The organism is Microbacterium rhizomatis, assembly GCF_008710745.1.
GTDB lineage: Bacteria > Actinomycetota > Actinomycetes > Actinomycetales > Microbacteriaceae > Microbacterium > Microbacterium rhizomatis.
The window spans coordinates 121623-138711 of the sequence record NZ_VYSA01000005.1 but is presented as its reverse complement, the minus strand read 5'-3'; the positions used below and the strand labels follow the sequence as shown (position 1 = coordinate 138711).

Genomic DNA, 17089 nt, shown 5'->3' with positions numbered 1-17089 from the left:
TAACCGCGAAACCGAGTAGCCGCGGGGGCGTCGCGTCATCACTGGCGCGGCGCCCCTCGCGGCGTGCCGAGCCCCGACCCGCAAGGAAGCGAGCATGTCAGAAGCAACAACCTCATCCGAGCCGATCATCCAGCTGATCGGCATCAAGAAATCCTTCGGCCCCGTGAGCGTGCTCAAAGGCGTCGATCTGAATGTGTACCCGGGCAAGGTGACAGCCCTCGTCGGAGACAACGGCGCGGGCAAGTCCACGCTCATCAAAGGCCTCGCCGGCGTCCAGCCGTACGACGAAGGCGAGGTGCGCATCGATGGTGTGCATCGCGACCTGCACACTCCGAGGGATGCCGCGGCTCTGGGCATCGAGGTCGTGTATCAGGACCTCGCGCTGTGCGACAACCTCGACATCGTGCAGAACATGTTCCTCGGTCGCGAAGAGCTCGTGGCCGGAACATTCGACGAAGGTCGCATGGAGAAGGACGCGTCCGACACCCTGCGCTCGCTCTCGGTGCGGACCGTCAAGTCGGTGCGGCAGAAGGTCTCGTCGCTTTCGGGTGGCCAGCGTCAGACGGTCGCCATCGCACGTGCGGTGCTCAAGAAGGCGCGCGTGGTGATCCTCGACGAGCCGACGGCTGCTCTGGGCGTCGCCCAGACCGAGCAGGTGCTCAATCTCGTCGAGCGCCTCGCGTCGCAGGGCGTCGCCGTGATCCTCATCAGCCACAACCTCGCCGATGTGTTCGCGGTCGCCGACGATGTCGCCGTGCTCTACCTCGGGCAGATGGTGGCCCAGATCGCCGTGAAGGACACCACCCGCGACGACGTCGTCGGGTACATCACCGGAACCAAGACGATGGACGGCATTCAGCACGTCGGCACGACCACGATCGTGACAGGAGGAGCGGCATGACCGCCACGACCACAAACGCCGGGCCCGACCCGGTGGCGAGCGATCTGATCGGCAGCGGGATGGAAGGCGGCGTCGTCGACCAGGTCCGGGCCTGGTGGCAGCGCGTGCGCGGCGGTGACATGGGGGCACTCCCCGCGATCGGCGGACTCGTCGTCCTCACGATCCTCTTCACCGCTCTCAGCCCGTTCTTCCTGACCGAGCGCAACTTCGCCAACCTGCTCAATCAGGCCGCGACCCTCGTGATGCTGGGCATCGCCCTGGTCTTCGTGCTGCTCCTGGGTGAGATCGACCTGTCGGCGGGCGTCACGGGTGGCGTGGCGATGGCCCTGTTCGTCGTGCTGAACGCGCAGTTCGGCGTCCCATGGCCGATCGCACTGCTCATCGGATTCGGCGTGGGCCTCGGCACAGGAGCGCTGATCGGGTTCTTCGTCGCCCGCGTCGGCATACCGTCCTTCGTCGTGACCCTGGGCCTGTTCCTGGGCTACCAGGGCCTCGCCCTGCTGATCATCGGCGATGGTGGCCTGTACCGCCTCGAGGTGCCGGAGCTGCTGGCGATCCAGAACGGCAACATGCCGGTCTGGGCAGGATGGGTCATGCTCTTGGTCATGCTCGCCGTCTCGGCGGGAACGTCGTTCTGGGATCGTGCGCGCCGCGCTCGTGCCGGTGTCCCCAACCGGGCGATCTCGCTCGTATGGATCAAGCTCGGCGTCATCCTCGTGCTGGGCGGGGTGTTCGTCTTCGTCCTCAACCAGGACCGGGGCCAGGGCGTGCGGGCTGTGCAGGGCGTGCCGGTGATCGTGCCGATCGTGCTGGTGATCCTCTGGCTGGGCACGTTCGTGCTCGACCGGACGAAGTTCGGCCGCTACGTCTACGCGATCGGCGGCAACGCCGAAGCGGCCCGACGCTCTGGTGTCAAGGTCCGTTGGGTGAAGTGGTCGGCATTCGTCATCTGCTCGACCCTCGCCGTCGTCTCCGCACTGTTCAGTGTGGCCCGGGTCGGATCCGTGGATGCCACCGTCGGACGCGACATCGTGCTCAGCGGCGTCGCCGCGGCCGTGGTCGGCGGCGTCAGCCTCTTCGGCGGACGCGGCCGGCTGATCCACGCGGCGATCGGCGCACTCGTGATCGCCGTGATCACGAACGGCCTCGGTCTGCTCGGCCTCCCGGCCGGCATCAACCTGCTGGTCACCGGCGGTGTGCTGATCCTTGCGGCCACCGTGGACGCGGTGTCGCGTCTGCGCTCAGGGGGCGGGGCGAGGACCTAACCCGCGTCACAACGGCCGAGCGCCGGGCGAGAGCATCCGCTCTCCCCGGCGCTTCGTCGTTTCAGCGGCGCGTGCTCCAGAGTGCCCACGCCACGAGAACGGGCTGGAAGAAGAGGCGCACGAAGCGCTTGGTGTCGGTGTCGAGCCCGAAGCCGTCGCGCCGCTTCGTGTACTGCTCGACGTTGCCGGGGAAGACGGCGACGAAGAACGCGGCGAGGATCGCGCCGATCCGAGTCCGCTCCTTCGGAAACACGACGAGCGCCGCGCCGAGCATGATCTCGACGGCGCCCGATGCGACCACCACCCCGTCCTTGTCGATCGGGAGGATCTCGGTCGTCCAGTCGGGGACCTGGGCCTGGAACTCTCTACGGCCCCAGAACAGGTGGGTGAGGCCGGCGAAGACGAGTCCGGATGCGAGCAGCCAGCGCGTGAAGTTCTTCATGCGCTCAGTCAATCAGCCCGGAAGCATCGCGCGGAGCGTCTGGATCGTATCGGCGTCGCGCGGTAGCTTGTCGTCGCGGTACGCCTTGACGCGTGCGAACCGCAGCGCGATGCCGCCCGGATACCTCGTCGAGCGTTGCACCCCGTCGATCGCGATCTCGACGACGATGAGCGGCTCGATGTAGACGGTGGACGAGGTGTGGCGGGTCTCGAGCTGCGGGAAGCGCTCGGTCTGCCACCGCAGGAGCTGGTCGGTGAGCCCCTTGAAGGTCTTGCCGACCATCACGAAGCCACCCGGCTCACCGAACTCACCGACCGGGTCGAGCGCCCCGAGGTGCAGGTTCGACAGGAGCCCCGTCCGCCTCCCCGAACCCCATTCGGCTGCGAGAACGACCAGGTCGTAGGTGTGCACCGGCTTGACCTTGATCCAGCTCTTGCCCCGGCGGCCCGCGGTGTAGGGCGAGTCGAGGGACTTGACCACAACGCCTTCGTGGCGGGCGGCCAGCGCATCACGGGACAGCTGCTCGGCGACCGCCGCGTCGGAGGTGCGGATGCCCGGCATACGGAAAGCGCCCGCGATGCGCTCGAGCTCGTCGAGACGGAGCGAGAGCGGCTCATCGATCAGGTCGCGACCATCGACGTGGAGGACATCGAAGAACCACGGCTGCAACGCGATCGCCCGCGTGGTCTCGGAGCCGAACCGCGACATCGTGTCTTGGAAGGGGCGGGGGCCGCCGTCTTCATCGAGCGAGAGCGTCTCGCCGTCGAGGATCAGCCGGTCGGCGGGCAGGGCTCGCACGACCTCCACGATCTCCGGTACGCGATGGGTGATGTCGGCCAGGTTGCGCGTGAACACGCGCACGTCGTCGCCGGCGCGATGGACCTGGATCCGTGCACCGTCGAGCTTGTACTCCACGGATGCCGGGCCGGTGACGGCGATCGCATCACCCGCGGTCGCCGCGGTGGACGCGAGCATCGGCAGGACCGGGCGCCCCACCACCAATCCGACGGCGTCGAGTTCTTCGGGCGTGCCCGTGAGCGCGATGACGGCGGTGGCGCCGAGATCGCCCGACAGCATCGCGGCACGCCGGACGGATGCCGCCGGTCGCTGCGAGGCGGTGACGATGCCGTCCAGGAGCACGCCCTCGAGCGCACCCGTCCGCAGCTCGCCGAGGAGAACGCGGGAAACGAAGGCCCACTCACCGGGGGTCGCTCGACCCGCGAACGCGCGCAGGAGCTCGGCGCGCGTCGCCGCAGAACCCGCTCCGGATGCCGCCACCAGCCGATCGAGGAACGCATCGGTGTCGGCGACGGTCAATGTCGGGTTGTCGGCGTGCGAGACATCCAGCGAAGTCAGGCCACGCCAGCCCACACCGACGCGCCCCTGCCGTGGAGCGGCGACGAGATACCCGACGGCCGGCGCGATCTCGGCGGGTTCCAATCGCCCGAGCAGCGCGGCAAGGGCGGCAGATTTCGCCGTGCGCGAGGATGTGGACCCCACCAGATCGGACGTCGCGGCGAGCTCGGACAACAGCATCCCTGCAGTCTCGCACCGACGACCGACACCGAGAGCGGTCGGATCGCGTACAGGCCTCAGGCGTGCAGGCGCGAGACGGCTCCGGCGCCGGCGAGGAATGCCGCCAGGTCAGGCTCGCCCTCGCGCGGCTGGAGGATGACGGCGGTGGCTCCTGCATCGAAGAACGGCCCGACAGCCGCGGCCACGTCCTCGGGGCCGCCCCCGATGACGAGCGCGGGATCGGCCTCGCCTTTCGACTTCTCGAGCTGAACCCTGACAGCGGCACGAGCCTCATCGCCGCCGAACGCCGCGATCACGAACACGATGAGTTCGTGCGCCCCGTCGCGCCCGGCCGCTTCGCGTCCCTCCCGCGCAAGCGCAAGGGTCCGCGCGACGCGCTCGGGATTGCTGCCGTCCGGGAGGATCGTGCCGTCGGCGACCTCACCGGTCAGCCGCACGGTCTTGGGGCCTTCGCCCGCGGCCAGGACGGCGACGGGCTGCGCGGGGGGCCAGTCGAGCCTGACCTGATCGAGCGACACGTAGCGCCCGTCCGTCGAGATCTCTTCGCCCGCGAGGAGACCTCGGAGCGCGGGGACGTACTCGCGCATCAGGGTGAGGGGCGATGCGACGCGGGCGCCGATCTGCCCCATCCACGACAGCACGCCGTGACCGACGCCGGGGATCAGCCGGCCCGGGAAGAGCCGCTCCACCGTCGCGATCTCCATCGCCAGCGCGGCGACGTTCCGGAACGGCATCGGCGCCACCCCGATGCCGATCCGCAGGCGCTCGGTCCATGCCAGGGCGGCGGATGCCGCGGCGAACGCCGATTCGCGGAAGCAGTCCTCCCAGAGCCAGAGCTCGGGCACCCCCTCCGCCTCGGCGGTCTGTACGGCGTTGCGGAGCGCCTCGGGCGGGAAGGACGGGGTGAAGATCGCACCGATGCGTGGCATCCCTCTACTCTGCCAGAGGCGGGCCCTCACTCTGTCAGAGTCGTCCTCACCGTGCGAAACGGCGACGCAGTCAGGAGGTGCTCCACAGAGCCCAGGCCACGAGCACCGGTTGCAGGAACAGGCGCCCGAATCGCGACATGTCGGTGCGCATCATCGGGGCAGGTCTCCCGGTGAGCCACTGATGCACGTTCCCGGGGAAGACCGCGACGAAGAACGCCGCAACGAGCCCGCCGACACGCGCACGCTCCTTGGGGAGAACCACCAGGGCCGCCCCGAGAGCGAGTTCGACTGCACCCGAGGAGACGACGATCGCATCCTTGTCGAGGCGCGTCTGCCGGACCGCCCAGTCCGGGACCGCGATACGGAAGCCACGGCGACCCCAGAAGAGGTGCGAGAGTCCCGTGTACACGAGGAAGCCCGAAAGCACCAGGCGCGCGATGAGTCTCAGGATGCCGGATGCGCGCGAACGGCCACGACGGCGGCTCATTCGCTCGTCCGCTCGGCCAGTGCGTCGCGAGCACCCTCGATGAACTCCAGGTGCTCGTCGAGCGTGTCGGATACCGTGATGATGCGGAGGACCAGTTCGTCGACGCTGCGCGTGTAGGCAGCCGCCCCCGCGGCCAGATCCTCCCCCGGCGCGGGCAGCACGGTGGCGAGCGGATCGATGCCGAGCCGGGCGAAATTCGCGGCATACGCGGGATAGCTCGCATACCGGCGCGCCTCGTCATCGCGCTTCCCGATCGCTCTGGGGTCGACCGCGGTGCGGGCGTAGAGGGCGACATAACCGGTGCTCGCGGGCGCTGCATCCCGCACCCCCTCGGCCTGCTCGGCTGCCCGGTCGGGCGTGAGCCAGCTCAAGAGCGCGCCGTCCGCTTCCTCGGCGGCGAGCGCGCGCATCTTCGGACCGAGCGCACCGACGAGCACACGCGCGCCGCTTTCGCCCTTGAGTCGCCGCACCTCGTCGCCGACGAGTGCGAGAGCACCGATCCGTGTGCCACCGGCGCCGATCCCGAGGATCAGACGATCCTCGGGAAGGGCCAGCCGGTCCACGGCGTCGATGATCTCGGTGGCGGGCCGGCGATCCACAGGGATCACGCCCGTCGCGAGCACGAGGCGTTCTGTCACGGCCGCGGCGGCGGCGAGCACCGAGAGCGAGTCCCCGCCGGGAGTGTCGTTCACCCACAGACTCCGGAATCCCGCTCGCTCGGCGGCTGCGGCGACCGCTGCTCCCGCGTCGGGTCCGAGTGATCCCGCGATGCCGATCGACACCGCGCCCCTCGACACCGCGCCCCTGGGCACCGCGCTGTGTTGTTCTGCCATCCCTCGAGCATCCCACGCCCCGCACTCCCGCGCTCCGTCGTGCGCCCGCGCGCTACCGTGGGGCGGTGAGTGATGCGGATGCGGCAGACCGGTTGATCCTCGACGAATCGGCGTCCACGCGCGCGGCGACGCTCCCGGGCCGGCTCGTCGTGATCGGCGACGAGTCGGGAGCGCTGGCCCACGCGGTGCTCGCCGACGGAGCCGTCGACGTGCGCGTGCACCAGGATTCAGTGGCGTCGGAGCGGGACCTGCGCGATGCCGCGTCGCCCGCGCGCTCGCTCGGCCTCGACGCCCACCTGGTGGCGGACGCCGCCACGGTACTCGTGCGCCTCCCCCGGTCGCTCGACGCGCTGCGGGATATCGCGGGGCTGATCGCCGCGCATGCGCGCCCGGACGTCGTCGTCTTCGCGGGCGGACGGATCAAGCACATGTCTCTCACGATGAACGACGTCCTCCGCGCGCATTTCACGACCGTCGATGTGACCCACGCGCGGCAGAAGTCGCGCGTGCTCATCGCGCGCGGACCGCACGACGGCGCCGACCCCGTGCCGCGCAGTGCCGCGCAGAGCCTGCCGGGGATCGCCGAGCCGATCGTCGTCTCAGCCCTGGGCGGGGTGTTCGCGGGAACCTCCGTCGACGTCGGCACCCGGTTCCTGATCGAGAACCTCCCCGAGCGTCTTCCCCAGGGCGGCGATGTGATCGACCTCGCGTGCGGCAGCGGAGTCGTCGCCGTGTGGCTGGCGCTCCAGCATCCCGAGATCAGGGTCGTCGCCACAGACCGCTCGGCGGCCGCCGTCGCTTCGGCGCGCGCCACCGCCTCGGCGAACGGGGTCGCCGATCGCGTGCTCGTGGTGAGGGATGACGGTCTTTCGGAGCGCCCGGACGGCAGCGCCGCATTCATCGCCCTGAACCCGCCGTTCCACGAGGGCGCCTCGATCGACAAGAGGCTGGCGTTCGGGCTGTTCGCCGACGCCGCACGCGTTCTGCGACCGGGGGGCGAGCTGTGGACGGTGTGGAATTCGCCCCTCGCCTACCGCTCCGCGCTCGAGCGCATCGTCGGGCCGACCAGGCAGATCGCTCGCAACGCGAAGTTCACCGTTGCGGCATCCACGCGCCGGTGAGCTGCTCCGGCATGCGAAGAGGCGTCGCCCGGATCACTCCGGACGACGCCTCCGCATCCGCCCCGCCCCGCTATGCGGTGTGCGCCACCTCGCTATGCGGCGTGCGCCACCTCGGCGACGGCGGCGCGGACCACGAGTGTGCCGGCGACGGCATCCACCGTGGCCGCTCCCCCGTCCACCAGCTCGCCGCTCACGAAGAGGTCGGCGATGCGGTCGTCGACCTCGCGCTGGATGAGTCGGCGGAGGGGCCGGGCGCCGTACTCCGGCTCGTAGCCGTTCTCGGCGATCCAGTCGATCGCGGCGGCCGTCACGTCGAGCTGGACGTCCCGCTTGGTCAGGCGGGCGCGGGTGGCGCCGAGCAGCAGCCCGACGATCTCGCGCAGCTGATCGACCGCGAGCTTGCGGAACAGCACGATCTCGTCGATGCGGTTGAGGAACTCCGGCCGCATCGCCTCGCGCAGTTTGCCCATCACGCGGTCGCGCAGGTCTTTGTCGCTCCCGAACCCGGTCGCACCCCCGCCGTCGGCGATGAAGCCGATCGCTCCGGAGCGCGAGGCCAGGAACTCACTGCCGAGATTCGAGGTCATCACGATCACGGTGTTGCGGAAGTCGACCGTCCGGCCTTGACCGTCGGTGAGGCGTCCGTCATCGAGCACCTGCAGGAGCAGGTTGAACACGTCGGGATGCGCCTTCTCGATCTCGTCGAACAGCACGATCGAGTACGGGTTGCGCCGGACGCGCTCGGTGAGCTGCCCGGCCTCGTCGTATCCGACGTATCCGGGAGGGGCACCGACCAGACGCGACACCGTGTGGCGCTCGCCGAACTCGCTCATGTCGAAGCGGATCACCGCCGTGTCGTCGTCGAAGAGAGACCCCGCCAGAGCCTTAGCCAGCTCGGTCTTTCCGACGCCGGTCGGGCCGAGGAAGAGGAACGAACCGACCGGTCGGTGCGTATCGCCCATGCCGGTGCGGTTGCGCCGTACCGCCTTGGCGACCGCGGTCACCGCATCGTCCTGACCGACCACGCGGGCGTGCAGCTCGTCCTCGAGGAGCGCGAGGCGATCGCGCTCCGTCTCGGTGAGCCGGTTGACCGGGATGCCGGTGGCCCGGCTGATCACGGCGGCGATCTGCGCCTCGTCGACCACCGCATCTACGGTGCCGGTCGAATCGGTCGTCGAGCGAGCGGAGGGAGACGAAACGGTCGCCGCTTCGAGCCGGGCCTGAACGTCCGGGATCGCGTCGCGGATGCGTGAGGCCTCTTCGTAGTGCTCCGCCGACACGGCGGCGTTCTTGTCGGCCTCCAGCGTGGCGAGTTCGGCCACCAGGGCGCCGACGTCGACCTTCACGCCGAGCCGCAGCCGCAACCGGGCGCCGGCCTGGTCGATCAGGTCGATGGCCTTGTCGGGCAGGACGCGATCGCTCAGGTAGCGGTCGGAGAGCTCCACCGCGGCACGCAGTGCGTCATCGGTGTAAGTGACGGCGTGGTGGTCTTCATATGCTCCGCGCAGTCCCTGGAGGATCAGCACGGCGTTCTCGACGGACGGCTCGCCGACGCGCACGGGCTGGAAGCGGCGCTCGAGAGCAGGATCCTTCTCGATCACCCGGTACTCCTTGAGCGTGGTCGCACCCACCAGGTGCAGCTCGCCGCGCGCGAGGCGCGGCTTGAGGATGTTGCCGGCATCCATCGCCCCGTCGCCGCCGCCACCGGCGCCGACGACCGTGTGCACCTCGTCGATGAAGACGATGAGCTCACCCTTGTGCGCGGCGACCTCGTCCATCGTGGTGGTCAGGCGCTCCTCGAAGTCTCCGCGGTAGCGGGTGCCGGCGAGCATCGCCGGCAGGTCGAGCGCGATCACGCGCTTGCCGCGCAGCTGCTCGGGCACGGTCCCCGCCACGATCGCCTGGGCGAGGCCTTCGACGATCGCGGTCTTGCCGACACCCGCCTCGCCGACCAGCACGGGGTTGTTCTTCGTGCGGCGGCTCAGGATCTCGATGGTCTGCTCGATCTCGTCCAGACGCCCGATCACCGGGTCGAGGTCGCCCGCTGTCGCGAGCGCCGTCAGGTCTGTGCCGAAGCGGTCGAGCATCGGAGTCTCGGATGCCGCGGCATCCGGCGTGGTCTCACCCGTGGTCTCGCCGCTCGGCGTCACCGTCTCGCGAGCGCCCTGGGTCAGCGCCTCAGCCGTGACGCCGGCCTGGGCGAGCACCTGGCCCGCGGGGGAATCCTGGGCGATGACGAGCGCGAAGAAGAGGTGCTCCGGGTCGACGTAGGTCGAGCCCGACGCGCGCGCGACCTGGTATGCGTGGAACAGCGCGCGCTGCACGGACGGCGCGATCACCGCCCCGTCGATCCCGGCGGGGTCGGTGGGTGCCGGGAGCCGGTCCTCAACCGCGCGCACGATCGCACGAGGGTCGGCGCCGACGCGGCGGACGGCGTCATCGGCCGGCGCCTGCTGCACGATGACGCGCAGCACGTGCAGAGCATCGAGTTCGCGCTGCCCGCGCTCGAGCGCGAAGCGGCCCGCGTCCTGCAGGATCGACTGGGTGCGACTGCTCAGGAACCTGCTGAGGTCGATGGAACGCGCCTCACGGGCGCGCTCACCCGCCATATAGCGGGCCAGGAACTCATCGAACGCGCCGGCGCCGTTCTCGTCGCTCTGGGGGGTGAAGTCTTCGGGCACGAGTCCTCCTCATGAAACTTGAGTGCCAAGGCGTCAAGTTTAGGAACTTGAGCGCCTTCGTATCAACTTCAACACCGAAGCTCACGGAGTATTCCGAGCATGGTCGCGCCACTTTGCTCCGCGGCAGTTCACCGCGGGCTCGGCACCCCCGCACATGTCCGGGCACGTGCCGGCGACAGCATCCGCGCCAGCCATCTTGCGGACACGCGCCGACAGACCCGACCACGCCCGGCCAGTCCCGCCGTGCCCGCGATCAGTGCGTCGCGGGAACCCCTGCCGGTGCCTGCAGCGCGCGGATGAGGCTCGCCGAGTCGTACGGACCCTTGTGCCGCACGCCGTTCACGAAGAACGTCGGGGTCGTGTTCAGGTCCATGAGCTCCGCATCGAGCCGGTCGTCCTGGATCCGTCGCAGCACCGCCTGCGAACCGAAATCGGCGGCGAACTTCTCGGCGTCCATCCCCAGCTGCTCCGCGTACCGGCAGAGGTCGTCGGTCTCGAGTGCGTCCTGATGGGCGAAGAGCTTCTTGGCCATGTCGAGGAACCTCCCCTGGAGCGCGGCGGCCTCGGCCGCCTGCGCGGCCTCTTGCGCGTGCGGGTGCGGGTTGTCCAGGGGGAGGTGGCGCCAGACCCAGAGCACGTCATCGCCGAAGTGCTCAACGACTGCGTCGACCGACCCGGTGGCACGACTGCAGAACGGGCACTCGAAATCGCCGTACTCGACGATCTTGTAGGGCGCGTCGATCCGGCCGCGCAGGTGATCCCGCGTCGGGTCGATGGGGCGAGCGAGCTTGGCGCCGATCGCCTGCGGCGGACGCAGCCGGTCGCCGACCGACAGCACGGCCCACCCGAGGAAGAACGCGATGAGGGATGCGGCGAGCACGCCCACGCGCGCCAGATCCTGCGTGTGCGGGTCGGAGATCGCGATCGGCACGAGGAAGAGCGAAATGGTGAACCCGATGCCCGAGAGGGTCGCTCCCCCGGCGATCCGGTTCATGCCGAGTCCTGGCGCGAGCTGCCCCTTCCCGATCGCACGCATCAGGGCGGTCGCACCGGTGATGCCGACGAACTTGCCCAGCACGAGGCCGACGACGATTCCCCAGCTCACGGGTGAGGCGACCGCCTCCATGAGCACCTGGCCGTCGATCTTCACCCCGGCGTTGGCGAGCGCGAACAGCGGGAGGATGCCGTAGGCGATGTAGGGACGCCATCCATTGTCGATCCGCTCGTTGATCGACAGCGACTCGCGCAGGCTCCGCGTGACCGCGGCGGCGTACATGGGGTTCGGCGACTCGCGGAAGGCCTGCGAGAGCTCGGCGGTGCGCTCGACGTCACCTCTCCGCGGCGAGAACACCGGGATGAGCAGGGCGACCGCGACACCGGCGAGGGTCGGGTGGATGCCGGCAAGGAGCACGACGACCCACAGCGCGATGCCGAGCACCGCGTACGTGAACCCGCGCCCCTCCGGCAGGAATCGCACGAGCGCGATGAGCACCATGATGACGATCGCCGCGAGCGAGGGCCACAGGCTGATGCCGCTGGAGTAGAAGAGGGCGATGACCAGGAGCGCTCCGATGTCGTCCACCACGGCGAGGGTCAGCAGGAAGGTGCGCAGGCGGAACGGGTACTTCGGGCCGATGATCGCGAGCGCGCCGATCAGGAAGGCGGTGTCGGTCGAGATGACGATGCCCCACGCGTGCGCTTCGCCCGTGGAGGCGGTGAAGAGCACGAAGATCAGGGCGGGCACGATCAGGCCCGCGATGGCGGCCACGATCGGCACGGCCGCCCGCGACCGGTCGGTCAGCTCTCCGATCGTCAGCTGTCTTTTCACCTCGAGCCCGACGAGGAAGAAGAAGAACGCCATCAGGCCCTCGTTGACGAACTGGTGCAGTGAGAAGAAGGCGGTCCACTCCCCGATCGAGAAGCCGACCGGCATCGACCAGAACTCTTCGTAGGTGTCGCCGGGCAGGTTGGCCCAGAGCAGGGCGATCGCGGTGCCGATAAGCATCATCGCGGCCGAGAGCCGGTCGCCGCCGGGCGCTTTCTTCTTCTTCGTGGGCGTCGCGGGATCGGGCTGCGGCCGCGCCGGCAGGAGCGAGATGCTGGTCACGCCTCCATCCTGGCGCTTCACGGTGCTGATCGGGTCGATCAGTCGCTAGGGTGATCCCAACGGAAGGGGTCGCATGTCCTTCATCACCCGTGGTTTCACCGGTCGGCGCCGTGACAGGGATCCTCGACTCCCGCCCGGACAGACGCTCTCACCCGACTGGCCGGTACTGTCGGCGGGCCCCACTCCCCGCGTGTCGACAGAGGAGTGGGAGTTCACCCTCACGACGGAGAACGGCACGCACCGGTGGTCGTGGGATGAGCTGCGCGCCCTCGGGATCGAAGACATCACGACCGACATCCACTGCGTCACCCACTGGTCGAAGCTCGAGATGCCCTGGCGAGGCGTCTCGCTCGACACGATCTTCGCGCAGGTGCAGACCCATCACGCGTACGTCATGGCGCACTCGTACGGCGGGTACACGACCAACGTGCCGATGGCCGATCTTCTCGGCGGAAAGAGCTGGATCGCGTTCGAGGCCGACGGAGAGCCTCTCGATCCCGAGCACGGCGGCCCTGCGCGGCTGCTCGTGCCGCACTTGTACTTCTGGAAGAGCGCGAAGTGGATCCACGGCCTCGTGACGATGCCCCGAGACGATCCCGGCTTCTGGGAGCAGAACGGCTACCACCTGCACGGCGACCCCTGGAAAGAGGAGCGCTACTGGTGACATCCTCGCCGCTGACCCCGCGGCGCCCCGCGGCGTGGCACACTGCAACGGTCGTCGCCGCCGTCCCCGAGACCTCCAGTGCGCGCCGCCTGACGTTCGAAGTGCCGACCTGGCCGGGCAACGATCCCGGCGCGCACGTCGATGTGCGCCTCACCGCCCCCGACGGGTACCAGGCATCGCGCTCGTACTCCATCGCGTCGTCGGGCGAAGGCACACAGGTCGTGCTCGCCGTCGACGAGGTGCCCGACGGCGAGGTCTCGCCCTTCCTGGTGGAAGACCTCCAGGTGGGCGACCAGCTCGAGCTGCACGGACCCCTCGGCGCATTCTTCATCTGGCAGCCGACAGATCAGCCTCGACCGGTGCAGCTCATCGCCGGCGGGTCGGGAGTCGTCCCCCTTTACGCGATCGCCGAGGCGCACGCGCGGGCGGGTGACGCGAGCCCGTTCCGGCTGCTGTATTCCGTGCGCACCCCTGACGACGTCTTCTTCCGCCGCGAGTTCTCCGCGCTGCCGCCGAGCTCGGTCGAGGTCGACTACGTCTACACGCGCCGAGCGCCGGCGGGGTGGGCCGGGGTCACCGGGCGGGTGACACGGGACCGGCTGGACGAGGTCGTGTGGCCCGCGGCATCCGATCCTCTCGTGTACGTCTGCGGGCCGACGGCTTTCGTCGAGACCGTGGCGGACTGGCTCACGGCAGCGGGGCACCGTGGATCGTCGATCCGCACCGAGCGATTCGGAGGCGCGTGATGTGCCCGACTCCTGCAGGCCACCTCGACGGCAACGCTCTGGCCGGAGTGCTCGCCGACGCCCTCGGCGCCGACCTCACCGCCCGCGAAGCGCGATGCCGGCACTGCGGCACGGTCGACGTGCTCGCCCGGGCGCTCGTCTACGTCTCGGCGATGGGCCTGGTCGCACGGTGCGCGACGTGCACGGAGGTACTCGCCACGACCGTGATCGCCGATGACGGCCGGCGATGGTTCGGGATGCCGGGGGTCGCCGCCCTCGAGATGCCCGCGCCCTGAGGCGAGCCCCGAGACGGGCGCCGAGTTCACCGACCGGGCGGGCCGATCACCAGCAGCACCACGAAGATCGCCACGAGTACGAGGGCGACGATGGCCCCGAGCATCCACGGGCGACGAAGGAACCACCGCATCAGCCGGTCGTGCCACGCCGCATCGCGTGGGTCGGCGGTCGCCTCGAGGCGCCACGATCCGACGAGGCGGCGCGTCCGGTGCAGCCACATCTCCACCGGGATCGTCGCGTACGGGATGAGTGTGCTGACGATGGCGACCGCGGTGGACCGAGCATCCCAGCGCTGATTCTTGGCCACGAGGACGGCGGTCGCGCCGTACGCCAGGAAGATGAACCCGTGGATGCCGCCGCCGATCGTGACGGCGATCGCCAGACCGCTCGTGGCCCGGAGGATGAGTCCGCCGATGAGGAGCGTCCACGAGATCGCCTCGGCGATCGCGAGTGTGCGGAACAGGAACAGGGGCGAGCGGAACACGGTACTCCTCGGATCTCGGACCCGGAACAGGATCTCCGGCCCCAGCTTCAGTATAACTGAAGCTTACCCGTGCTCCGGCGGAGCGCCCCGGAACGGCTCTTCGTGCAGACCCTCGAGCGCCTGGGTCAGGTCGCGATCGGCAGCGGTGAGCGCGGCGTCGAGGCGTGCCAGCCGCGCATCGGCCTCGGCGAGCGCCGCAGCGCCCTTCTCGGTGACGCGGAGGTCGGATGCCGCTCCCGCGAGCGCCATCGCGTCGGCGACGAGTCCGTCGTCCGCGAGCGAGCGCACAGCGGTGTGCGCGGTCTGGACGGTGATCTGCGAGCGGCGGGCGAGCTCGCTGAACGAGATGCCGGGCGTTGCCTGCACGTGTGCAAGCAGGCCGTACTTGCGCGTTGTGAGTCCCAGGTCGCGCAGTGCGGTGTTCAGCTGGGAATCCCACACCGCCGAGACGGTCAGCAGCGCGATGACCGGGCTGAAGGGCGGTCGTTCTGCAGCCACGTCGCCTCCTCCCGTTTTCTGAACGCTGTTCAGGCATCCGGTTCGCGCATGCCTGCCCATGTTAGTCATCGCAGGAGGGCCCGGTCGCGATGTCGGGAGTGCCGCGTAGCGTGCGATATACCGTGCAAGCCCCTCAGAGGAGACAATCATGGACTGGAAGATCGAACTCATCTTCGTCCCGGTGACGGATGTCGACGCAGCCAAAGAGTTCTACGAGCGGATCGGATTCCATGCCGACCACGACCAGGTGCCGTTCGAGGGGCTGCGGTTCGTGCAGATGACTCCCCCGGGTTCTGCGTGCTCGATCGCGTTCGGCGAGGGGCTGGGCATCACGCTCGAACCCGGACAGCAGAACACGATCCAGGTCGTCGTACCGGATGCCGACGAGGCGCTCGCGCACTTGCGCGAGGTGGGCGCCGAGGCCGACGGCGTCGACGAGCAGGCGTGGGGCCGATTCGTCACGTTCGCCGACCCTGACGGAAACCGGTGGACGCTGCAGGAGCTGCCGGGCCGCGACTGATTCGCGATACGTGCGTTCGCTCAGCCGGCGAGCTCCGGCAGGAAGTCGTTCCATGCACGCCGGCGAACGGCGCGAGGATCGTCGACGACCCTGTCGACGGCGTCGATGATGAGTGTGGATCGGGTGGCTTCGCTGTAGCACGGCCACTCGGGGCCGGGCTCCGAACGCTCGGCGAAGTTCAGCCAGAACCCGCGCATCCGCTCACCGGCCGCGACGTACTGCTCATAGCCGCCGAGTGATGTCATGGCTCGCGCGATCGGTTCGTCCGCGCGACCGAACAGTGCGAACATCTCGACGCCGTGCGTGGCGTGCAGACCGACGAGTTTGAGCAGACGAGGAGCGAAATCGAACCGGTACGCGAAGGTCGCGGCGTACCGCGAGTGGAAATCAGTGACACGCGTGCTGGGGTACCAGAAGCCGTAGTCCGCGCCGAAGTCGGCACCCGACCGCCGACCGGGAATGCCCGGGTATGCCGCCCGCATCGGGGCGTGCGACGTCTCTGGGGCGCGCGCGAACAGGGCTCGGATACGCGCGGGCGTCCGCGGCAGGATGTCGACGCGGCCCCGGAAGATCGAGCCTTCGCGGTCGTTCGTGCCGACGATGAGCGGGATCCTGTGCGCCCGGCCCTCGCGAAACGCGACGAGAGGGCTCTCCGGAAGGAAGTCCCCGTCCACGACGGGCGCGAACGGGAACGCACCGGGGTAGGTGATCGGCGTGCGCACGCGGAGGATCTCCGCGGCGGCGAGCAGATCGACCGTCGAGGCGCCGGCGAGGAGGGCCGGAACGTCGCGTGTCACCGATGAGCCGGCGCCCTGACGGCGGCTCACGATCTGCCGCAGCATCCCGACGAACTCCCCCGCCCACTGCCCGGTGGCCTTGCGCGCGTACACCGAGTGGGGCGGCGGGCTCTGCGCGATCGCACGCGCGAACAACCCCCGCGCCGCGGGCACGGCCATGAGGGTCGTGACGGCGTTCCCTCCGGCCGACTCGCCGAAGACGGTGACCTGATTGGGGTCGCCGTCGAACGCCGCGATGTTGTCTCGCACCCAGCGCAGAGCTGCCACCTGATCGCGCAGACCCAGATTGCTCTGGAACGGATGCTGCCGGCTCGCGTAGCGCGTGAAGTCCAGGTAGCCGAGCGCACCGAGTCGGTAGTTGAAGCTGACGAAGACCACGCGCCCGGTGCGGACGAATTCTTCGCCCTGACCCGAGAAGTCACGTGATGAGCCCGCGGTGTAGCCGCCGCCGTGGATGAACACCATCACCGGGAGCGGCTTGCTGCCGCGCTCCGCGGGTGCGTGCACGTTGATCGTGAGGCAGTCCTCCCCCGAGGATGGCGCCACAGACGTGGAGCGCGCTACTCGAACCGGACCCTGCTGAGATGCCATGAGACCGAACGATGTCGCGTCGCGAATGCCCGACCAGGCCACGACGGGAGCGGGAGCGCGAAACCTCAGTTCGCCGACCGGTGGCGCCGCATACGGGATGCCGCGCCACGAATCGATCCCGTCCGGCTCCGCAGCGCGCAGCCCTCGCACGTCGCCGCCGGTCACCCGCACGACCGGACCGTCGGCGGGGAGGAGGGGGATGCTCACTCTC

The 17089-nt window shown here is 69.5% G+C and carries 17 protein-coding genes; 7 read left to right on the top strand and 10 right to left on the bottom strand.

What is annotated here, in order from left to right; all coding sequences use genetic code 11:
* Positions 1–94: 94 nt before the first annotated feature.
* Entirely contained in the window at positions 95–901 is an 807-nt protein-coding gene (locus tag F6B43_RS17745) for an ATP-binding cassette domain-containing protein (RefSeq protein ID WP_150450343.1), read from the top strand.
* Entirely contained in the window at positions 898–2166 is a 1269-nt protein-coding gene (locus F6B43_RS17740) for a sugar ABC transporter permease (RefSeq protein ID WP_150450342.1), read from the top strand. The genes F6B43_RS17745 and F6B43_RS17740 overlap by 4 nt, the downstream gene beginning before the upstream one ends.
* Before the next feature lie 61 nt (positions 2167–2227).
* Here F6B43_RS17740 and F6B43_RS17735 read toward each other — a convergent pair whose 3' ends face one another.
* The 5 genes from F6B43_RS17735 to F6B43_RS17715 form a co-directional block, all read right to left on the bottom strand.
* Positions 2228–2608: a DoxX family protein gene (locus F6B43_RS17735; protein WP_150450341.1), complete on the bottom strand. Its 381-nt coding sequence runs from the start codon at positions 2606–2608 to the stop codon at positions 2228–2230.
* A 12-nt stretch (positions 2609–2620) separates the two neighbouring features.
* The gene (locus tag F6B43_RS17730) at positions 2621–4144 is read right to left on the bottom strand and encodes an ATP-dependent DNA ligase (RefSeq protein WP_150450340.1); all 1524 of its coding nucleotides are present in this window, start codon (positions 4142–4144) and stop codon (positions 2621–2623) included.
* Between the two features lie 56 nt (positions 4145–4200).
* Positions 4201–5073: an LLM class flavin-dependent oxidoreductase gene (locus F6B43_RS17725; protein WP_150450339.1), complete on the bottom strand. Its 873-nt coding sequence runs from the start codon at positions 5071–5073 to the stop codon at positions 4201–4203.
* A 70-nt stretch (positions 5074–5143) separates the two neighbouring features.
* The gene (locus tag F6B43_RS17720) at positions 5144–5560 is read right to left on the bottom strand and encodes a DoxX family protein (RefSeq protein ID WP_150450338.1); all 417 of its coding nucleotides are present in this window, start codon (positions 5558–5560) and stop codon (positions 5144–5146) included.
* Entirely contained in the window at positions 5557–6393 is an 837-nt protein-coding gene (locus F6B43_RS17715) for an LLM class flavin-dependent oxidoreductase (RefSeq protein WP_150450337.1), read from the bottom strand. The genes F6B43_RS17720 and F6B43_RS17715 overlap by 4 nt, the downstream gene beginning before the upstream one ends.
* Between F6B43_RS17715 and F6B43_RS17710 the strand changes: the two genes are divergently transcribed.
* Positions 6387–7514 carry a class I SAM-dependent methyltransferase gene (locus F6B43_RS17710; protein ID WP_484502490.1) on the top strand — a complete coding sequence of 376 codons (1128 nt, stop codon included), beginning with the start codon at positions 6387–6389 and terminating at the stop codon, positions 7512–7514. The two genes, F6B43_RS17715 and F6B43_RS17710, sit on opposite strands and share 7 nt — an antisense overlap.
* 92 nt (positions 7515–7606) lie before the next feature.
* On the opposite strand, the gene F6B43_RS17705 is transcribed toward F6B43_RS17710, so the two are convergent.
* On the bottom strand, positions 7607–10195 hold the full coding sequence (locus tag F6B43_RS17705; RefSeq protein WP_150450335.1) for an ATP-dependent Clp protease ATP-binding subunit: 2589 nt from the start codon (positions 10193–10195) through the stop codon (positions 7607–7609).
* Between the two features lie 253 nt (positions 10196–10448).
* Positions 10449–12302 (bottom strand): Na+/H+ antiporter NhaA, encoded by a 1854-nt coding sequence (nhaA, locus tag F6B43_RS17700; protein ID WP_246160040.1) that lies wholly within the window; start codon positions 12300–12302, stop codon positions 10449–10451.
* A 73-nt stretch (positions 12303–12375) separates the two neighbouring features.
* On the opposite strand from nhaA, the gene F6B43_RS17695 reads away from it, so the two are divergent.
* From F6B43_RS17695 to F6B43_RS17685, 3 genes are read left to right on the top strand one after another with little or no spacing between them, the layout of a single operon-like run.
* Positions 12376–12966 (top strand): molybdopterin-dependent oxidoreductase, encoded by a 591-nt coding sequence (locus F6B43_RS17695; protein ID WP_150450334.1) that lies wholly within the window; start codon positions 12376–12378, stop codon positions 12964–12966.
* A complete protein-coding gene (locus F6B43_RS17690; RefSeq protein ID WP_211368198.1) occupies positions 12963–13712 on the top strand; it encodes an FAD-binding oxidoreductase in 750 nt (249 codons plus the stop codon). The genes F6B43_RS17695 and F6B43_RS17690 overlap by 4 nt, the downstream gene beginning before the upstream one ends.
* A complete protein-coding gene (locus tag F6B43_RS17685; protein ID WP_150450333.1) occupies positions 13712–13987 on the top strand; it encodes a DUF6510 family protein in 276 nt (91 codons plus the stop codon). Before F6B43_RS17690 ends, F6B43_RS17685 begins: the two co-directional genes overlap by 1 nt.
* A gap of 26 nt (positions 13988–14013) precedes the next feature.
* Here the strand turns inward: F6B43_RS17685 and F6B43_RS17680 are convergent, their stop codons facing one another.
* The gene (locus F6B43_RS17680; RefSeq protein WP_150450332.1) at positions 14014–14472 is read right to left on the bottom strand and encodes a DUF3817 domain-containing protein; all 459 of its coding nucleotides are present in this window, start codon (positions 14470–14472) and stop codon (positions 14014–14016) included.
* Positions 14473–14535: 63 nt separating this feature from the next.
* The gene (locus tag F6B43_RS17675) at positions 14536–14970 is read right to left on the bottom strand and encodes a MarR family transcriptional regulator (protein ID WP_246160039.1); all 435 of its coding nucleotides are present in this window, start codon (positions 14968–14970) and stop codon (positions 14536–14538) included.
* 148 nt (positions 14971–15118) lie between these two features.
* On the opposite strand from F6B43_RS17675, the gene F6B43_RS17670 reads away from it, so the two are divergent.
* Positions 15119–15490, top strand: coding sequence for a GNAT family N-acetyltransferase (locus F6B43_RS17670; protein WP_150450330.1), 372 nt, complete (start codon positions 15119–15121; stop codon positions 15488–15490).
* 20 nt (positions 15491–15510) lie between these two features.
* Here F6B43_RS17670 and F6B43_RS17665 read toward each other — a convergent pair whose 3' ends face one another.
* Positions 15511–17085, bottom strand: a complete 1575-nt coding sequence (locus F6B43_RS17665) for a carboxylesterase/lipase family protein (protein ID WP_211368197.1) — start codon at positions 17083–17085, stop codon at positions 15511–15513.
* Between the last annotated feature and the right edge of the window lie 4 nt (positions 17086–17089).